Raw genomic sequence first — 17,964 nt, 5'->3', positions numbered from 1 at the left:
CGACGGATCCCGGTCAGGTCGACCACACCGCCTCGAGGCCGGCGAAGAGCCGGTCGAAGGTGGCGCGGACGAGGCGTCCGGTCGCCGGGTGGAAGGGCGAGACCAGCAGGTCCACCTCCAACCCGGCGACCACCGCCAGCACGAGCCGGGCGTCCGTCCGCGGCGTCGGTGACCCCAGGGCCGAGACGGTGGCCTCCAGGTGCAGTTGCAGCGTCTGGAGGAAGGCCGAGGACGCACCCTGCAGACCGGACCGCCGGGACGCCTCGCCGAGGAACTCGTACTCGGTGCGGAGCAGGTCCCGGTGCTCGGTGAGACCGGCCACCACGAAGTCCGCCAGCCGGTGCGCGAGGTCCGCTGTGGAGAGGTCGGGACCCATCGCCGCGACCGCGGCCACGACGCGCGCGGTCTCGCGCTGGGCGTGGCACCGGAACGCCGCCTCGACGAGTGCGTCCCGGTCCGCGAAGTAGTAGGTCGTCGTACCCAACGGAACCCCGGCCTCGGCCGCCACGGCCCGCATCGACAGACCGCGGACGCCCTCGCGTCCGATGACCCGCAGCGCCGCGTCGACGACCTGCGCCTTGCGCTGCACACCCTTCCGGCTGGGCGGAGCCCCCGGGAGGTCCGGGGGCAGGTCCGTGCTCACCCCCGCTCCTCCGCGACGGAGTTCCCGCCGTCGACGACCAGCACCTGTCCGGTGACGTAAGACGCACCGGGCGAGGCGAGGAACGCGACGACCTCCGCCACCTCCTCCGGGCGTCCGGACCGTCCGGTGGGGGTCGCCGCCCCCATCGCGAGTTCCCGCGCCGAGGCGGAGCCCGTGGCGATCCAGCCGGGCGCCACGGCGTTGCAGGTGATCCCGCGGGGTGCGAGGTCGACCGCGAGGGACCGGGTCAGCCCCACCTGTCCGGCCTTGGCGGCGTGGTACGCGGCGTCGGCGGCGTAGGCCATGACCGGCCCGGAGACCGAGACGACCGTGACGATGCGGCCGCTGCCCGCCGGGAGCAGCGGAACCGCCGCGCGGGTCACGTGGAAGGTCGTGTCCATGTTGCGGGAGATGCCCGCCCGCCAGTCCTCGTCCGAGGTCGTCTCGACGGCCTGCGGGGTCTCCGCGCCCGCGACGGAGACCAGACCGGCGTTGTTCACCAGGACGTCCAGCCGCCCGAACGTCGCGACCGCGTGCTGCACGAGGGCCCGGGCCACGGCCGGATCGGTGAGGTCCCCGACGAAACCGCTCGCCCGGGCTCCTTCCGCCCGCAACCGCGCGACCCGCTCCTCGATGCGTGCCGTCGTCGACGTCACGACGACGGCGTGGGTCCGGGCCAGGGCCCGCGCGCAGGCGAACCCGATGCCGTTCTCGCTGCCGGCGCCGGTGACCAGGGCGACCGGCTGCGCGCCGTCGGTGCTCACGGAACGTCCTCCTCGGGAGTTGTACGAACGTGCGGTCAGCATGGTGGTCGCGAGGTATCCAGGCAAGGTTGCGATCGCAGGAATCCTGACTTGTCTCGCACCCGTCGACGTGCTCCACTTGGACGATCGTTCGACTCCTGCCGTGCTCCCCGCAGATCGGAAGACCCGTGTCCCCGCAGACCCCCGGCGTCCTCGCCGACCTCGACCTGTTCAGCGGCGCGCCCCAGATCGACCACTTCGGGCGGATGGCGGACCTCGTCGGGACACGCGGCATGGCGCCTTCGCGCCGGCCCCGACCCTGGCCCGAGGGACCTCGCGTCGACCTGCCGACCACGTTCACCTTCGGCGGGTCGGAGCACTCCGTGGCGCAGTTCCTCGACGAGACGGAGACGTCCGCCCTCCTCGTGCTCCAGGACGGCCGCGTCGTCCACGAGCGCTACTTCCGCACGGGCGGGCCGGACGTCCCGTGGTTGTCGATGTCGGTGGCCAAGAGCTTCGTGGCCACGCTCGTGGGCATCGCCGTCGCCGACGGCCTCGTGCGCGACGTCGAGGACCCTCTGAGCGACTACGTCCCGGTCGCACCGGGTTCGGCGTACGACGGGGTGCCGATCCGCAGCGTGCTGCAGATGTCCTCGGGCGCGGCGTGGAACGAGGACTACAGCGACCCCGAGGCCGACGCGCTGCGACTGGCCCGGGTCACGTCCGGGGTGGGCGGGAACCTCGACACGCTCGTGGCCACGCTGGCCAAGGAGCGGGATCCGGACGTCCTGTGCCGGTACAACTCCTGCGACACGCAGGCCCTCGCCGCCCTCGTCCGGCACGCGACCGGGCGGACCCTCGCCGACTACATGCAGGAGGAGCTCTGCGAACCCCTGGGGTTCCAGAGCCCGGGCGCCTGGGTCGTCGACCCGAGCGGGGTCGAGATGGGCTACGCCGGACTGAACCTCGTGGCCCGCGACTTCGCCCGGCTCGGCGAGCTGTACCGCAACCACGGCACGGTCGACGGTGTGCAGGTCCTGCCGGCGGCGTGGGTCGCCGCGGCCACGACCGCCTCACGGCCGCACCTGGAGGCGGGCCGGGTCGTCGTGGGGGGCGGGACCACGCCGGAGGGCTACGGCTACCAGTGGTGGCTGCCGCCGGGCGAGCGCGAGGAGTGGATGGCCGCGGGCGTCTACAACCAGTACGTCTACGTCGACCCGGCGAACGCCGTCACCGTGGTCAAGCTGTCCGCCAACCGCAGGTACGGAACGGCCGACTCCGAGAGCGCCCACCGTGAGGGTCAGTCGCTGGAACTCCTGCGGGCCGTCGCGCGCTCCGTCGACTGACGCCTCACGCCTCCTCGCGCAGTCGCCGCGGTGAGCGTCCCGTCACGGCCCGGCAGGTCTTGTTGAAGGCCTGCAGGTCGGGGATGCCCACCGTGGCGGCGACCGCGCTGACGGACATCGTCGTCCGCGTCAGCAGGTGGACCGCGTGCTCGATGCGGCGCCGGCGCACGTACCCGGCGACCGTCTGCCCCGTGGTGCGGGAGAAGACGCGGGTGAGGTGGTCGGGTGAGACGCCGACCGACCGGGCGATCTCCGGAACCGTCACCACGTCCGCAAGGTGGGCCTCGACGTACGACATCGTCGCCGCGACGTAGTTCTCGGCCAGTCCCGGACTGCCGGGTTGCGGCCGGACGGCGTCGCGCAGGCGGAGCAGGACCATCCACACGTCCGCTCGGGTGCGTTCGGGGAACGCGGCCGCGTTCGTCACCGCCGAGACCATGAGGTCGGTGAAGACCGGCAGGTTCGGACCGGCGGTGACGACGAGGGCGCACGGCCCCGTGGCGTTCGTGACCGGGGCGCGGACGTGGGCGTACAGGTGCGGTGACGGGCCGCGGTAGCGGTAGCGCACGGGCGTCGCCGGCCGCACGAGCGAGAGGCTGCCGGGGGCGATGCCGAAGGTGGTCCCGTCGACCTCGAGCTCGGCGGTGTAGTCGTACAGGTGCAGCTGCCACAGGTCGGGGAGCTCGAACTCCTCGGTGGTCCGGTCACGTCCGTGGACGCTGCGGCCCTGCGCGACGACCTGCGGAGGTTCGGACAGGTCCACCCCGAGCATGCCGCTTTCCTACCAGCAGACGTCGGGTCTCCGCCACGACGAGCCCCTCGCGGCGCGCCTAGCGTCGACACCATGACCGCTCAGGTTGACCGCAAGCACCTCATGACGTCGGTGGAGATGGCGCACTTCGTCTCCCACGGTGCGATCGCCTTCGAGGGCGTCGTCCCCGACGAGCTGAACCGTCGGGCCATCGACGTCCTGGACGCCGGCATCGACCCCGTGCCCTACGGGACGCCGCTCGACGTCGCGTTCCCCGAGGGCACCTTCGTCCGCGAGCTCATCGACCTGCCCGTCGTGGCCGGCGCGATCCAGAGCCTCGTCGGGCCCAACCCCCACATCGACCACCACGCCGTCCACGTGCGCCCCCCGCGCGGCGGGGAAGCGCAGAACATGCACGGCGACGCGATCCTCGACACCCGCCGCGACGCGTTCGACGCCCAGCTCATGTACTACCCCCGCGAGGTGACGCTCGAGCAGGGCGGGACGCTCAGCGTTCCCGGGACCCACCTCCGGCGGATCAACCAGACCGGCATCGGCCGCTACCAGAACCTCGCCGGTCAGACCCGCCTGACGTGCCCCGCCGGGACCGTCGTGCTGCTGCACCACGGGATCTGGCACGGCGGACGGCGCAACGACTCCGACGTCCCCCGCTACATGTTCAAGATCCGGTTCAACCCGTCCGTGCGGCAGCTGCGGCTGTGGAACACCGACGACATCGACAGCGACGGCGTGCGGCGCGAGCTGACCCGGCAGTTCGGCTGGACCAACGCCAACGAGGGCCGGCTCGAGCTCGTGAACCGCGCGAAGCTCTGGCGGACGCTGACCGGGGACGAGAACTTCGACATCGACTACTACCTGACCCGCGAGACGTTGCGGCCGCAGTTCATCGCGCCCGGCGCCACCGACGTGCGGTTGGGTGCGAGCCACGCGGCGAACGGCTGGGGGCACTGAAACCCTGGAACCCCCGCCCTCCCCCACCGACCTTGGAGAACAGCGTGACCACGACCACCCCGCTCGGCAGCGTCGAGCAGTCCTTCGCCGTCCCGTCCACCACCCCGACCGTGCGCCAGCAGGTCATGGTGCTGTACCTGGGCACCTCCGCCCTCGACTCCGCCGTCATCGGCTGGACCCGCTACGACGGCACCGGCCGCTCCCGCCCGACGATGGGCGACAGCGACGAACCCCCGTACGCCACCGGCCTCGACGCCCTCCTCGACGGGTGGCGGCTTCTGCAGATGTCGCAGCTCGTCTCGCACACCGAGGGGCACGAGTACGACACCGCGTACCTGCCGTACGAGTTCCTCTTCGAGAAGCTGGTCGACGTCGGCGGCGCGTGAGGTCCGGGGCCGTCAGCCGAGTCCGTCGAGCAGCCGCCGACGGGAGCGGTCGACGACGCCGGTGACGACGGTGTCGTCGTCCAGGGCGCGCGCCAGGACCAGCGCGCCCTGGACGGCCGCGACCGCGTCCACCGCTCGGGCCCGCGCCTCGTCCCCGGCGACACCCGCCTGTTCCACCGTGCGCGCGAGCAGTTCCACCCAGTCGGCGAAGTAGGAGCGGACCGCCTCCGCGTGCGCCGGTCGGTCCTGGCCGAGGGTCATGACGGCGTAGAGGCAGACGCAGTGCCGCGACAGGAAGTACTCCTCGACCGCGCGCATGGTCGCGCCCACCGCAGCGGCCGGGTCCTCGGGGGTGCGCAGCGGAGCGAAGACCTGCTCGTCGAACCAGGCCCGGACCTCCTCGAGCACGGCCCGCGCCATGTCCTCCTTCCCGTCGGGGAAGAAGTGGTAGAGGCTGCCGCGGCCGATGCCGGTCTCCTGCTGCACGACCGACAGCGAGGCACCGTCGAACCCCCGCTTCCGGAAGACGCCGGCGAGGGCGCGCACCGCGTCCGCGCGGTCCAGGACGGTGCGGGCCATCAGAGCCCGAGCTCGCTCAACCCCGGGTGGTCGGCGGGCCGGGGCCCCGGGGCGTCCCAGTGGAACCTCCGGTCCGCGGCGTCGATGGCGACGTCGTTGATGCTGGCGTGGCGGTGCGTCATGAGACCGTCGGCGTCGAAGCGCCAGTTCTCGTTGCCGTAGGCGCGGAACCACGCCCCCGCCGCGTCGTGGTACTCGTACGCGAACCGCACCGCGATGACGTCACCGGTGAAGGCCCACAACTCCTTGACGAGCCGGTAGTCGAGTTCCGCCTCCCACTTCCCGGTGAGGAACCGCACGATCGCCGGGCGACCGGTGACGAACTGCGAACGGTTCCGCCACCAGCTGTCCTCGCTGTAGGCGAGCGAGATGCGCTCGGGGTCGCGGGAGTTCCAGGCGTCCTCGGCGGCACGCACCTTCTGGACCGCCGTCGCCTCGGTGAACGGCGGGAGCGGGGGACGGGTCATGGCGGTCTCCTCAGTTCTGTACCGATCAGCATGGTCTTGACCGAACGGTACAGAAGAGGTCGACGGCCGTCAACGCACGGCGAGCACCGGCACCGTCACACCCAGATCGACAGCAGCAGCACCATCGCCAGGGCGATGACGCTGACGAGGGTCTGGGTCGTGGTGTGGATCTTCGTGGCCTGCCCCAAGGTCATGCCGAAGGACTCCTTCACGAGCCAGAACCCCGCGTGGTTGACCCAGTTCAGGCCGATCGACCCCGCGCCGATGGCGATGACCAGCAGGGAGGTGTGCCAGCTGCCGGGATCGTGGACCAGCGGAGCCACGATCCCGGTGGAGGACACGATGCCGACGGTCGCCGATCCCGTGGTCGCCGAGAGCAGCAGGGCGAGCAACCAGCCGAGGACGAGCACGTCGACGTGCGCGTGTTCGGCGGCGGTCGCGATGGCCCCACCGATCCCGGAACTCTTGAGAACTCCGTTGAAGGCCCCGCCGCCCCCGATGATGAGCAGGATGCCGACGACGGGCTTCAGGCTGTCCGAGACCGAGCGTCGCACCTCCTCCCCGCCGCGCCCGCGGCCGATGCCCAGCAGGGCGTAGGCGACGAGGAACCCCACGAGCATGGCGATCGCCGGGTCCCCCAGGAGGGTTGCGGTCTGCGTCACGGGACTGCCGTCGGGGAGGACGATCTCGGCCACCGTCCGGACCAGCATCAGCAGGACCGGGACCGCGACGCAGAACAACGCCGTCGCGACGGGAACCTCCGTGCCCGCCCCGTCGACCCCGGCACCCCGCCCGTGCCCGTCTCCGTGTCCCCCCGTCGCGCCCGGTCCACCGGACCGCGCGGGAACCCCTGCGCCGGCCATGCTCGCCGTCGCGGGTTCCCGGCGAGCCCCCACGAACTGCTCCACGAGGGAGTCGTCGGCCTGCACGGGCACACGGTCGGCGAGGAACCGGGCGAAGACGGGCCCGGCGAGCACGACGGTCGGGACCGCGCACAGCAGGCCGAGCGCGATCGTCTTGCCCAGGTCGGCGTGCAGGCCGCTCACCGCGACCAGGGGGCCGGGGTGCGGGGGGACCAGTCCGTGCAGGGTGGAGAGCGCGGCGATGGTCGGGACGACGAGCAACGTGTAGGGCGAACCGATCTCGGGACGTTCCGTCCGCACCCGACGGGCCACGCCGAACACGAGCGGCAGCAGGACGATGAGGCCGACCTCGAAGAACATCGGGACGCCGATGACGAACGCGGCCGCCGCCATGGCGAGCGGGAGCGCGCGGGCGCTGGCCCGCGCGACGATGACCCTCGCGATGCGGTCGGTGGCCCCCGAGTCGGCCAGGAGCCGTCCGAGCATGGTCCCGAGCGCCAACGTCACGCCGACGTCGCCGAGGATCCCGCCGGCGCCCTCCTCCAGGGCGTCGACGAGCTTCGCCGGCGACTCCCCGGCGAGCAGGCCCGTCGCGACCGCGGTCACGAGGAGGGCGACGAAGGGGTGCAGCCGCAGTCGGGAGTTGATGAGCGCGACGAGGATCGCGATCGCCGCCACGAGGACGACGAGGAGGTACCAGGCGTGGCCGGTCATCAGCAGCTCCAGCGGTGCGGACGTCGGACGGTCCGGACGGACGTCCGGAATCGATTCCGGAGACAGTACACCCGATGACCCGGGCGAACTATCCCTCGATCCGGCCCTCGACCCGCGTCACCAGGACCCGCAGTCCCGCGACCGCCGCGTCCACGTCGGCCCCCGCCACGACCTCGTGCGCGAGGACGACGTCGTCCGCGAGCCCGGGAGACGCCTGTGGCACGAGGACGAGAGCACCGTCGACGCCCAGACCGTCGAGGTGCCCCAACGCCGTGGCGGCGGACGTCCCCGCGAGGTCGACGACGTCGACGAGCAACCGGTACCCGAGGTCCGCTGCGACGAGTGCGAGCGCCAGGACCTGAGCGGCGTGGCCGGATCCGGTGTCCGGTCCGTGCGTCGCCAGGGTGAGCGCGAGGACCTGGTGACGTCCCGTCCGCAGCGCCCGCGCCGTTCCGTTGGGCTGGTAGCCCATGTCCTTGGCGACGTCGAGAACCCGTGCGCGCGTGGCGGCGCCGACTTCCTCGTGACCGGACAGGGCACGGGAGACCGTCGCGCGCCCCAGCCCCGTCGCCCGGGCGACGTCGGCCAGCGAGACCCGCTTCACCGTCCGCCTCCCCGCCACCGGTCCCGACCCACGCTGGCAGGTCAACGAGGGGTTCGGGTGGGCCCCCAGGGGATCGAACCCTGAACCCGCGGATTAAAAGTCCGCTGCTCTGCCGATTGAGCTAGAGGCCCGGACCCGGGGGTCCGGGGTCATCATCGCAGACCCGCTCCAGGCTCAGCGCGCCCTCGTGCTCCCCCGCACGACGAGCCGCGGCGGCACGACGACCTCCCGCTGCACCGCTTCGACGCCCTCGACGCGCCCCTCGGCCTGCTCGACGGCGAGGCGGGCGAGGCGGTCGGCGTCCTGACCGACGGTCGTCAGGGAGACGGTGGGGAGAGCGGCGACGGAGCTGTCGTCGAAGCCGACGACGGACACGTCGCCGGGGACGGCGACCCCACGGGCGCGCAGGGTGTGCAGGAGACCGGCGGCGGCCTCGTCGTTGAAGGCGAGGACGGCGTCGGGCAGGGCCGCCACGAGGTCGTCGACCACCTCGTGGTCCGGCCCGTGCACGAGCTCGGGCACCAGTCCGGCGGCGGTGACGGCGCGGCGGTAGCCGGCCCGCCGCTCTGCGGCACCGGGGGCGCGGCCGCCGTGCGCGTGCACGATCCGGCGGTGGCCGAGGGCGAGGAGGTGCTCGACGGCGGTGCGGGCGGCGGCCTCGTCGTCGGTCCGCACGACCCCGACCTCGTCCGCCCGGCCGGCCCGCAGGGACCGGGCGAGGACGACGACGGGAACCCGCGCGGCGAGCCGCGCGAGGTCGGCGGCGGGAGCGGTGGGACCGAGCAGGAGCAGGGCCTCGACGCGCTGGTCCAGCAGCGCCCGGACGGCCACCGCCTCGGCGCGGATCCGCCCGCGCGGTTCGAGCGCCAGCCGCCACGGCGTCCCGGCGACGGCGGAGTACAGCGACTCCAGCAGGTCGCCGTGGAACGGTTCGTGCAGCCCGTGGACCACCCCGAGCGTGCGGCTGCGCCCCGACCCGAGCAGGCGGGCGCGCTGGTCGGGGTGGTAGTCCAGCTCGGCGGCGGCGCGCAGCACGCGTTCGCGGTTCTCCGGGCTCGCGCCGGGCACGCCGCGCATGACGATCGACACGAGCGCGCGGGACACCCCGGCCCGCGCGGCCACGTCGGCCATCGTCACCTGCTGCACCGCACGCACCCTAACGGCCCGCTTGACGTCGCGACCCCGTGCCGACAACCTAGAGCGGTCTAGCACTAGAGCGGTCTAGGCCACGCAGAGAGGCGACGTCGTGTCCGCACCCCTTCTCCCGTCCCGCCCCACCGGCATCGGCCTCGTCGGCGCCGGCCGCATCGGCAGTTCCCACGCGCGGCTCCTGGCCACCCGCGTCCCGGGTGCGCGTCTCGTGGCCGTCGCGGACCCGCGTCCCGGCGCCGCGGCCGCGCTGGCCGAACCCCTGGGCGCCCGCGCCGCCGCCGACGTCGAGGACCTGCTGGCCGACCCGGCGGTCGAAGGCGTCGTCGTCACCGCCAGCACCGAGGCGCACGCCGACCTCGTCGAGGCGGCGGCCCGCGCCGGCAAGGGCGTGTTCTGCGAGAAGCCCGCGGGCCTCTCCCTCGCCGAGGTCGACCGCGGCATCGCGGCGACGACCGCGGCGGGCGTGCCGTTCCAGGTCGGCTTCAACCGGCGGTTCTCCCCCGAGTTCGCCGCCGCCCGCGCCGCCCTGGACGCCGGGCGCATCGGCACCCCGCACCTCCTGCGCTCCCTGACCCGCGACCCCGGTCAGCCGGACTACAGCCGGGTCCCGCCGTGGGCGATCTTCGTCCTGACGCTCATCCACGACATCGACACGCTGCTGTGGCTCAACCCCGGCGCCGAACCCGTCTCGGTGTACGCCGTCGCGGACGCGCTCGTCGCGCCGGAGTTCAAGGCGTCGGGGCTCCTGGACACGGCCGTCGTGACGATCCGCTTCGACAACGGCGCCCTCGCCACGGCCGAGGCCAGCTTCTCCGCCACCTACGGCTACGACGTGCGGGGTGAGGTCTTCGGCTCCCGTGGCCGGCTCGAGATCGGTGGGCGACCGCGGCAGGACCTGGCGGTGTTCGACGCCCAGGGCCGGCACGCCGACACCCCGCGCGGCGACGTGGAACTGTTCGGGGACGCCTACGCCGCCGAGCTCGCCGAGTTCGCCACCGCGGTGGCCGAACGGCGGGACCCCGTCGTGACGGGGCACGACGCGCGACGCGCCCTCGCGGTCGCCCTGTCCTGCATCGCCTCGGTCCGCTCCGGTGGCCCCGTGGACCCCGCGGCCGTCGCCGGCACCGTCGACGCGCGGCAGTCGTGAACCCCTCGCTCTCGGTCTGCGCGGAGATGGTCTTCCGCGACCTGCCGTTCGTCGAGCGCGTCCGGACGCTGCACACCGAGGGTTTCGGCGTGGAGATCTGGAGCTGGTGGACGAAGGACCTCGACGACCTCGCCGCCACGGGGGCGCGGTTCACGTCGATGTCGGGCTACGTCGACGGGGAACTCGTCGACCCCGACGGCGCCGACCGCCTGCTCGCGAGCGCCGAGCGGTCGATCGCCGCCTCGCGCGTCCTGGGGTCGCCCGTCCTGAACCTGCACGGCACCGGGCTGGACGACCGGGGGTTGCCGGTCCGCCCCGTCGAGGTCGTGACGGGCGACATGTGGCTGGCCGCCGAACGGACGCTGCGCCGGGTCGCCGACCTCGGCGCCCGGCACGACGTCGTGTTCGTGCTGGAGAACCTCAACCTCACCGTCGACCACCCGGGCGTGCCGTTCGCACGGGCGGCGGACACCCGCGCACTGGTCCGCGCGGTCCACAGCCCGCACCTGCGGATGAACCTCGACCTCTACCACGCCCAGATCGGAGAGGGGAACCTCGTGGAACTGGTCCGCGAGAGCGCCCCGTGGCTCGGGGAGGTGCAGGTCGCCGACGTCCCCGGCCGGTGCGAACCGGGCACCGGGGAGGTTCACCACCCGGCGCTGGCCCGGGTCCTGGCGGAGGTGGGGTACACGGGGACCATCGCCATGGAGGCGTACGCGGCGGGCGACGACCACGCCGCGCTGAGGGCGTTCCGCGAGGCGTTCACGCGCTGATCCGGCAGGATCGGTCCGTGGACGACCACGACCGCACCCGCGAGGCCTGGAGCCGCGCCGGCGAGAAGTACGTCCGGGAGCACGCGGAGTTCCTCGAGCAGGCCCGCACCGCGACCCTCTTCGCGCACGAGCTCGACCTCGTCGGCTCCTTGCTCGCCCAGGGTCCGGAGGTCCTGCACCCCATGAGCGGCAACGGGGTCGACGACCACGCCCTGCTCCACGCGGGGGCCGTGCGCGTCACGGGCCTCGACTACGACGAGAAGGCGGTGACGTCCGCGCAGGAACGGGCCGACACGCTCCACGCGCCGATCCGCTACCTCCGCGCGGACGTCCCGCCCTTCCCCGTGCCCGACGGGTCCGTCGACCTCGTCTACACGGGCAAGGGCGCTGTGGTCTGGGTCGCGGACCTCGACGCGTGGGCGGCGGAGGCGGCGCGGGTGCTGCGACCGGGCGGGCACCTCTTCGTCCACGAGGCGCACCCGATGGTCCCGCTCTACGACCTGGAGGCAGCGGCCACGCGCCTGCGCGACGACCGCGGCTACTTCGCCGCCTCCCACGTCAACGACACCTTCCCCGCGCACGGGGCCGTGGAGTGGCAGCACCCGCTGGGCGAGGTCGTCACGGCGGTCGCGGCCGCGGGCCTGACGGTGACCGTCCTGCGCGAGCACCCGGAACCGTTCTGGAGGCCCGGCGACGTCGAGGCCGCCGCGTGGGACGGCCGCCTGCCGAACTCCTACAGCCTGCTCGCGTACCGCCGACCCTCGTCCGGCGCGGCAGAATCGGGCGGGTGACCGCTCAAGGCTTCCTCCTGCTGCTCGAACTCGTGGGGGTCTTCGCCTTCGCCCTGGACGGGGCGCTGACGGCGATGCGGTCGACGCACCTCGACCTGTTCGGCGTCGTGGCCCTCGGCATCGTGACGGCCGTCGGGGGCGGGATCATGCGCGACGTCCTGCTGGGGGAGCTGCCGCCGGCGACGTTCCGCACCTGGTACTACCTGGCGATCGCGACGGGCGGCGCGCTCGTGGCGTTCTGGAGCCACCGGCTGCTGGCGCGGATGGCCCGGCCGATCTTCGTCTTCGACACCGTGGGGTTGTCGCTGTTCGCCGTGACGGGTGCGCAGCTCGCCGTCGACGCGGGCGCGGACGCGGGACAGGCCATCCTGCTCGGCGGGCTGACGGCCGTCGGCGGCGGCACGTTGCGGGACGTCCTGGTGCGCAAGGTGCCGAGCATCCTCACCGGCGGCCTCTACGCGGTCCCGGCGCTGCTGGGCGCCGTCGTCGCCGTGGTCGGGCCGCTGCTCGGGGTGTCGTCGGGGCCGGCCGCGTTCGTGGGTGGGGTGCTGTGCGCCGCCCTGCGCACCGGGGGCGCGCTCCGCGGGTGGAAGGCGCCGCGCGCGACGCTCGCCTCCCCCGAGGACCTCGACTGACCGCTCAGGACTCGACCGGGGCGGGCCGCACCAGCTCGTCCACGACCTCCTGCGCGACGTCGCGCAGCCGGCGCCGCTCGCTGCGGGCCTGCGTCCGCAACCGCTGGAAGGCGTCGTCGGGGTGCACCCGGAACCGCTGCGCCAGAGCACCCTTGGCCTGCTCCAGGACGATGCGGCTGTCGAGGGCCTCCTGCAGCTGGGCCTGCAGCCGCGCCCCTTGGGCGACGTGCTCGAGCTGGGTGATGCCGACCGCCCCGAACGAGGCCATCGCGCGCGCCACGTCGGACTCGACGCGCGAGTACGCGCCCTCGTGGTCGCGGAAGAGGTTCAGGGCGCCGATCGTCCGGCCCCCGCTGTGGACGGGAACCGTGTGGACGGCGACGACGCCGAGGTCCGCGGCCCGGACGGCGAACCGCGGCCACCGGGCGGCGAGTTCGGCGGCGGTGGCGACGGACACGACGCTGCCCGTGCGGTAGGCGTCCACGCACGGCCCCTCCTCCAGCTGCAGCTGCAGGAGTTCCACCTCGCGCGTCTCGCCGGGCGTCGCGGCCAGGAGTCGCAGGTCGCGCCGTGCGTCCTCCACGAGCAGACCGACCGCGGACGCGGACAGCAGCTCGGCGCAGTGACGCACGAGCCGGTGCGCGAGGTCCAGCGGTTCACCGTGCTCGGCGAGCACAGCAGCGATGTCGTTGACAGCGGCAGCCACCGCGTCGGCGCGCACGTCCACGCCCGAGCCCTCCTGGCGTCGGCTCTGCGCCGACTTCTCGTCCCCGGTCCACTCCGATGTCACGCCCTGGGCTGCACGTGCGCAGCCATCATGACCGATGCCCGGCCCTCACCGCGCCGCGGGGCGCGGTCCGGTCGCGGCGTCCGGCCCGGTCAGAGGTCGGCCGGCACCGTGGACGGGTTCCCGTCGGTCGCGGCGGCGAGGGCGGGCACCGCCTGCTCGAGCGCGAACGGCAGCGACAACGGGCTGGAGAACCCCAGGGCTCCGGCGAAGTCCGACGCGAACGTGGGCACGTAGACGGTCCGGTTCTCCGTGACGGCGCCGAGGCGGGCCGCGACCGCGTTCTGGGCGAACTCCGCCTTGCCCAGGCCGAGGACGACGAGGACGTCGGTGTCCAGCTGGACGAGCTGCTCCTCGCTGACGCTGCCCGACAACGGGTTCGCGGTGAACCCGAGCTGGAGGAAGAAGTTCCCCCGCGGGTCCGCGGCGTCGAGGGCGTAGTACCCCTGGTTGTAGAGGACGACGCTGACCGTCTTGCCCGTGAACGAGGGGTTGGCGGCGACCGCCGCCGTGAACTTCCCCTCGACCTCGGCCGTGAGCGACCCGGCCTCCGCCTCCTTGCCCAGGGCCTTGCCGATCGCGGCGAGCTCCTCCTGCCACGTCGCAGCGGCGTCGGAGCCGGCGGGCTGCCCGGCGGGGACGAGGTCGCCGACGGTCGGGGCGATCGCGGAGAGCTTGTCGTAGTCCGTCTGCTGCAGGTAGGCGTAGGCGCCGATGACGAGGTCGGGACGCAGCGCGGCGATCTGCTCGAAGTTCAGCTCGCTCTGCCCCACCGAGGGGATGCCGCCGGCAGGCAGGAGGTCGACGGCCCAGGGCCGCTTCGCGGAGTCGAAGTCGCCGAGCGGGGTGCGGCTGCCCACGGGGGTGACGCCGAGCGCGAGGACGAAGTCCTCTTCGTTGTAGCCGACCGTCACGACGCGGGAGGGGGCGGACTCGATCGTGGTGCTGCCGAACTTGTGGGTGATCGTGACGGGGAACGCGCCACCGGTCGACGTCGGGCTCGTGGAGGACGCGGTCGCCGCCGGCTCGTCGGCGCCGCCGCACGCGGTGAGGGTGGTCAGGACGCCGGAGGCGGCGAGGGCGGCGAGGACGCTGCGACGGTTCACGAGAAGAGGTTAGCCTCACCTCCATTCGACGGCCGACACCCCCACGCGCACGGGACCACGTCGGCCGCCGGGACCTCGACGACCAGCTCGCCGACGACGAGCCGACGCGGTGCGTCCGTCAGGTTCACCACGAGGGCCTGACCCGCCGCCGCGGTGCCCATCGCCAGGACGTGCACCCCCCGCGGCAGGTCCCGGTCCGGGTCGAGGCGCGGCCGGCCCGCGAAGGGCGCCAGGAGGCGGACGGCGTCGGCGACGGGGCCGGTGGCGTCCCCGAAGATCACCGACACGACGCCGTCGACGGCGAACGCGGCGGCCGCTGCGACGCACCAGGCGGTGAGGGCGGGTCCGGTCGGACCGGGCGGTGCGGACGGGTCGGACCGCCCGAGGCGGGTCGGCGTGGTCGCGACCGCGTTGAACCGGGGGCGTACCGACACGGGCCCGAGGTGGACGGGTCGGCCCGCGGCGAGGCGCACCGCCTGGCGAGCCGTGAGCCGTTGCACGGGAACGGCGTCCACGCACTGGTCCCGCCAGGTGTCGTGCATCTGCGGGGTGCTGGCGAACACCACCCCGGCCGCAGCGGCCGGCAGGTCGTCCACGGTCCGGTTCAGTTCGGTGAAGTGGGCCCGCGACCCCGCAACGAGAACGGCGTCGAGACCGGCGGCCGCCAGGACCGCCCACGCCTCGGGGGTCGTGACGTGCCGGGTCGCCGAGTGGACCCCCAGCCGCGCGGTGGGCAGCCCCCGCAACCGGTGGACGGCCGCGGACAGGGCGTCGAGGTCGTCGGTGACGAGGCGGACGTCGAGCGCGAGGCCCGTCGCCACGGCGCGGTCGAGCGTCGCCCGCCAGTCCGGGTCGTCGAGCAGGAGTTCCACGAGGAGGGTTCCCGGGAACCCGTCGACGGGGCGGTCGGTCCCCCACGCCGGCCACGGGGTCGTGGTCTCCCGCCAGGCGACGGTGGCCGCGTCGACCGTGGGTGGAGGTGGACCCGTGGGTCGCACGGCGACCTCGACGCGGTGGACCACGGAACTGCCCGCGGCCACGGCGACGGGGAAGGGGACGTCGAGCGGCGTGCTGTAGGTCTTGAAGGAGGCGTCCGTCCAGTTCCGCTGGTCCTCGACCTCGAACACGTCCCCCGTCAGCCGCAGGTCGACGTCGACCCCGGGTCGGGACCAGGCCAGGCCCGCGACGTCGCGGGCGGGCTGGTGCGGGGCGACGTCGACGGGGAACCGGGTGCGCGTCGTCGTGCCGTCCGGGTGGTGCACGGTCAGCGCGCGGCCCGCGTCGTCCGCGTGGTGCAGCACGACGAGACCGAGTCGGTTGCGCAGGAAACCGGTCCGGGCCGTGGCGCGGACCTCGACCACGAGGCGCTCCCCGGCGGCCGTGGCGTGCAGGGACAGGTCGACGTGGACCCCCTCCCGACCCCCGTCCTCGCCGCCGTCGTCGTCCGCGGTGCCCGTCACGAGCAGGTCGGCGCGGCCGGCCTCGATCCGTGTCACGACGACGGGCGCGGTGCGCCAGTCCCGGTCGCGCACGACCCCGCGCACGGCCTTCAGGACGGGCACGCCGTCCCACGTGAGGTCCGACAGCGACCCGCCGCGGCGGACCTGTCCGGCCCACCGGCCCAGCGAGAACGGCACCGGAGCGGGTTCGCCGTCTGCCCAGCGCTCGTCGACCGCGTGGGGACTCACAAGCTGGTCATCCCGCCGTCCACGCGGAAGAGGGCACCGGTCGAGAACGACGACTCGTCGCTGGCGAGGTGGACCATGAGGCCGACGACGTCGTCGGGGGTGCCGGGGCGGCCCAACGGCGTGCGGCCGACGATGGCCGCCCGGGACGCCGGGTCCTGGGAGATGGTCGTCACGAGGGGGGTCTCGGTGTACCCGGGCACGACCGTGTTGACCCGGATCCCGCGGTCGGCGTAGGCGGCGGCCACGGTCCGGGCCAGGCCGTGCACCCCGGCCTTGCTGCTGGAGTACGCCGTGAAGTCGCGGCCCTCGCCGTTGAGCCCCGTCGGGGACCCCGTGACGACGATCGAGCCGCCGTGCTCGGACAGGGCTCGGACGGCGTGCTTGAGCGTGAGGAACGTGCCGGTGAGGTTCACGGCGAGCGTCCGCTGCCAGACGGCGAGGTCGAGGTCGGCGACGGGCGCGTCCTGGCCGAACAGCTGCACGCCGGCGTTGGCGACGACGACGTCGATGCGGCCCCGCGCGGCGACGGCGGCGAAACCTCGGACGACGGAGTCCTCGTCGGTGACGTCGAGCCCGACTCCGAACGCCGCTCCCCCGCCGGGGTCCGCGAGTGCGGCCGCGGCGGCGGCGCCCGCCTCGTCGCGGTCGGTGAAGGCGACGAGCGCCCCCTCGGCGACGAAAGCGGAGGCGACGGTCCGGCCGATGCCGGACGCCGCCCCCGTCACGAGGATCGTCTTGCCCCGCAGGCGGTCGGTCACGACCTGATCGTCGCGACCGACCCCCGCTCTGTCAACCGGTTGACCGGTGACGACTGGGCGGGGACTGTCAGAAGTCCCAGTCCTCGTCCTCCGTGGCGACGGCCTTGCCGATGACGTAGCTGGACCCCGACCCCGAGAAGAAGTCGTGGTTCTCGTCCGCGTTGGGCGACAGCGCCGACAGGATCGACGGGTCGACCTTCGTCATGTCGGACGGGAACATGCCCTCGTAGCCGAGGTTCATGAGCGCCTTGTTGGCGTTGTAGTGCAGGAACGTCTTGACGTCCTCGGTCAGGCCCACGCCGTCGTACAGGTCGGCCGTGTACTTGCACTCGTTGTCGTAGAGCTCGTAGAGGAGCTCGAACGCGTAGTCCTTGATCTCGTCCCGCTTGGCCTGGTCGACGAGCTCGAGACCGCGCTGGAACTTGTAGCCGATGTAGTAGCCGTGCACGGCCTCGTCGCGGATGATCAACCGGATGAGGTCGGCGGTGTTCGTCAGCTGCGCCCGCGAGGAGAAGTGCATGGGCAGGAAGAACCCGGAGTAGAAGAGGAAGGACTCCAGCAGCGTGGAGGCGACCTTCCGCTTCAGCGGGTCGTCACCGTGGTAGTACTCCAGCACGATGGACGCCTTGCGCTGCAGCGCCTCGTTCTGCTCCGACCACCCGAACGCCTCGTCGATCTCCCGCGTCGTCGCGAGCGTGGAGAAGATCGAGGAGTAGCTGCGGGCGTGCACCGACTCCATGAACGAGATGTTCGTGTAGACGGCTTCCTCGTGCTGGGTCAGCGCGTCGGGGATGAGCGAGACCGCCCCGACCGTGCCCTGGATGGTGTCGAGCAACGTCAGGCCGGTGAAGACGCGCAGCGTGAGCGTGCGCTCCTCCGGGCTGAGGTTCTGCCACGACTGCACGTCGTTGGACAGCGGGACCTTCTCCGGCAGCCAGAAGTTGCTGGTGAGCCGGTTCCAGATCTCCAGGTCCTTCTCGTCCTGCAGACGGTTCCAGTTGATCGCGTTGACGCGGTCGATGAGCTTCAACTTCTCCACGGTTCCTTCTTCCCCAGCGG

The 17,964-nt window shown here is 73.2% G+C and carries 20 protein-coding genes and 1 tRNA gene; 7 read left to right on the top strand and 14 right to left on the bottom strand.

The features are described 5' to 3' along the window. Window positions 1-13 precede the first annotated feature (13 nt). The gene (locus AB0637_RS20455; protein WP_366174530.1) at window positions 14-643 is read right to left on the bottom strand and encodes a TetR family transcriptional regulator; all 630 of its coding nucleotides are present in this window, start codon (window positions 641-643) and stop codon (window positions 14-16) included. Then, on the bottom strand, window positions 640-1,407 hold the full coding sequence (locus AB0637_RS20450) for an SDR family NAD(P)-dependent oxidoreductase (RefSeq protein ID WP_366174529.1): 768 nt from the start codon (window positions 1,405-1,407) through the stop codon (window positions 640-642). Before AB0637_RS20450 ends, AB0637_RS20455 begins: the two co-directional genes overlap by 4 nt. Before the next feature lie 167 nt (window positions 1,408-1,574). Here AB0637_RS20450 and AB0637_RS20445 point away from each other — a divergent pair, with 167 nt between their 5' ends. Then, window positions 1,575-2,732 carry a serine hydrolase gene (locus AB0637_RS20445; RefSeq protein WP_366174528.1) on the top strand — a complete coding sequence of 386 codons (1,158 nt, stop codon included), beginning with the start codon at window positions 1,575-1,577 and terminating at the stop codon, window positions 2,730-2,732. A 4-nt stretch (window positions 2,733-2,736) separates the two neighbouring features. On the opposite strand, the gene AB0637_RS20440 is transcribed toward AB0637_RS20445, so the two are convergent. Next, complete coding sequence (locus AB0637_RS20440) at window positions 2,737-3,504, bottom strand: helix-turn-helix transcriptional regulator (protein ID WP_366174527.1); 768 nt, start codon at window positions 3,502-3,504, stop codon at window positions 2,737-2,739. A 72-nt stretch (window positions 3,505-3,576) separates the two neighbouring features. On the opposite strand from AB0637_RS20440, the gene AB0637_RS20435 reads away from it, so the two are divergent. Together AB0637_RS20435 and AB0637_RS20430 are read left to right on the top strand one after the other, a co-directional pair. Then, window positions 3,577-4,455 carry a phytanoyl-CoA dioxygenase family protein gene (locus AB0637_RS20435; protein WP_366174526.1) on the top strand — a complete coding sequence of 293 codons (879 nt, stop codon included), beginning with the start codon at window positions 3,577-3,579 and terminating at the stop codon, window positions 4,453-4,455. Window positions 4,456-4,565: 110 nt separating this feature from the next. Then, a complete protein-coding gene (locus AB0637_RS20430) occupies window positions 4,566-4,841 on the top strand; it encodes a hypothetical protein (RefSeq protein WP_366174540.1) in 276 nt (91 codons plus the stop codon). Window positions 4,842-4,853: 12 nt separating this feature from the next. On the opposite strand, the gene AB0637_RS20425 is transcribed toward AB0637_RS20430, so the two are convergent. The 6 genes from AB0637_RS20425 to AB0637_RS20400 form a co-directional block, all read right to left on the bottom strand. Further along, window positions 4,854-5,420 (bottom strand): TetR/AcrR family transcriptional regulator, encoded by a 567-nt coding sequence (locus tag AB0637_RS20425; RefSeq protein WP_366174525.1) that lies wholly within the window; start codon window positions 5,418-5,420, stop codon window positions 4,854-4,856. After that, entirely contained in the window at window positions 5,420-5,887 is a 468-nt protein-coding gene (locus tag AB0637_RS20420; protein ID WP_366174524.1) for a nuclear transport factor 2 family protein, read from the bottom strand. Before AB0637_RS20420 ends, AB0637_RS20425 begins: the two co-directional genes overlap by 1 nt. A 95-nt stretch (window positions 5,888-5,982) precedes the next feature. Further along, on the bottom strand, window positions 5,983-7,464 hold the full coding sequence (locus tag AB0637_RS20415) for an SLC13 family permease (protein WP_366174523.1): 1,482 nt from the start codon (window positions 7,462-7,464) through the stop codon (window positions 5,983-5,985). Between the two features lie 88 nt (window positions 7,465-7,552). After that, the gene (locus AB0637_RS20410; RefSeq protein ID WP_366174522.1) at window positions 7,553-8,068 is read right to left on the bottom strand and encodes a LacI family DNA-binding transcriptional regulator; all 516 of its coding nucleotides are present in this window, start codon (window positions 8,066-8,068) and stop codon (window positions 7,553-7,555) included. Between the two features lie 58 nt (window positions 8,069-8,126). After that, window positions 8,127-8,199 (bottom strand) — tRNA-Lys (locus tag AB0637_RS20405). A gap of 43 nt (window positions 8,200-8,242) precedes the next feature. Then, on the bottom strand, window positions 8,243-9,214 hold the full coding sequence (locus AB0637_RS20400) for a LacI family DNA-binding transcriptional regulator (RefSeq protein WP_366174521.1): 972 nt from the start codon (window positions 9,212-9,214) through the stop codon (window positions 8,243-8,245). Between the two features lie 100 nt (window positions 9,215-9,314). Here AB0637_RS20400 and AB0637_RS20395 point away from each other — a divergent pair, with 100 nt between their 5' ends. The 4 genes from AB0637_RS20395 to AB0637_RS20380 are packed head-to-tail and all read left to right on the top strand — an operon-like array spanning window position 9,315 to window position 12,566. After that, window positions 9,315-10,367 carry a Gfo/Idh/MocA family oxidoreductase gene (locus AB0637_RS20395; protein WP_366174520.1) on the top strand — a complete coding sequence of 351 codons (1,053 nt, stop codon included), beginning with the start codon at window positions 9,315-9,317 and terminating at the stop codon, window positions 10,365-10,367. Between the two features lie 26 nt (window positions 10,368-10,393). Next, entirely contained in the window at window positions 10,394-11,140 is a 747-nt protein-coding gene (locus AB0637_RS20390) for a TIM barrel protein (RefSeq protein WP_366174539.1), read from the top strand. A gap of 17 nt (window positions 11,141-11,157) precedes the next feature. Then, the gene (locus AB0637_RS20385) at window positions 11,158-11,931 is read left to right on the top strand and encodes a class I SAM-dependent methyltransferase (protein ID WP_366174519.1); all 774 of its coding nucleotides are present in this window, start codon (window positions 11,158-11,160) and stop codon (window positions 11,929-11,931) included. Then, window positions 11,928-12,566 carry a trimeric intracellular cation channel family protein gene (locus AB0637_RS20380; protein WP_366174518.1) on the top strand — a complete coding sequence of 213 codons (639 nt, stop codon included), beginning with the start codon at window positions 11,928-11,930 and terminating at the stop codon, window positions 12,564-12,566. The genes AB0637_RS20385 and AB0637_RS20380 overlap by 4 nt, the downstream gene beginning before the upstream one ends. A gap of 4 nt (window positions 12,567-12,570) precedes the next feature. Here AB0637_RS20380 and AB0637_RS20375 read toward each other — a convergent pair whose 3' ends face one another. From AB0637_RS20375 to nrdF, 5 genes are all read right to left on the bottom strand, one after another. Further along, window positions 12,571-13,356 carry a GAF and ANTAR domain-containing protein gene (locus AB0637_RS20375; protein WP_366174517.1) on the bottom strand — a complete coding sequence of 262 codons (786 nt, stop codon included), beginning with the start codon at window positions 13,354-13,356 and terminating at the stop codon, window positions 12,571-12,573. Between the two features lie 89 nt (window positions 13,357-13,445). Next, the gene (locus tag AB0637_RS20370; RefSeq protein WP_366174516.1) at window positions 13,446-14,459 is read right to left on the bottom strand and encodes an ABC transporter substrate-binding protein; all 1,014 of its coding nucleotides are present in this window, start codon (window positions 14,457-14,459) and stop codon (window positions 13,446-13,448) included. Continuing rightward, on the bottom strand, window positions 14,456-16,147 hold the full coding sequence (locus AB0637_RS20365; RefSeq protein WP_366174515.1) for a hypothetical protein: 1,692 nt from the start codon (window positions 16,145-16,147) through the stop codon (window positions 14,456-14,458). The genes AB0637_RS20370 and AB0637_RS20365 overlap by 4 nt, the downstream gene beginning before the upstream one ends. Then, window positions 16,144-16,905, bottom strand: coding sequence for an SDR family NAD(P)-dependent oxidoreductase (locus AB0637_RS20360; protein ID WP_366174514.1), 762 nt, complete (start codon window positions 16,903-16,905; stop codon window positions 16,144-16,146). Before AB0637_RS20360 ends, AB0637_RS20365 begins: the two co-directional genes overlap by 4 nt. Before the next feature lie 67 nt (window positions 16,906-16,972). Beyond that, on the bottom strand, window positions 16,973-17,944 hold the full coding sequence (nrdF, locus tag AB0637_RS20355; RefSeq protein ID WP_366174513.1) for a class 1b ribonucleoside-diphosphate reductase subunit beta: 972 nt from the start codon (window positions 17,942-17,944) through the stop codon (window positions 16,973-16,975). Window positions 17,945-17,964 lie beyond the last annotated feature (20 nt).

This window comes from Kineococcus sp. NPDC059986, from assembly GCF_040702905.1.
GTDB lineage: Bacteria > Actinomycetota > Actinomycetes > Actinomycetales > Kineococcaceae > Kineococcus.
Note: the sequence above shows the minus strand (reverse complement) of the source record. Positions and strands in the feature narration are given on the sequence as shown.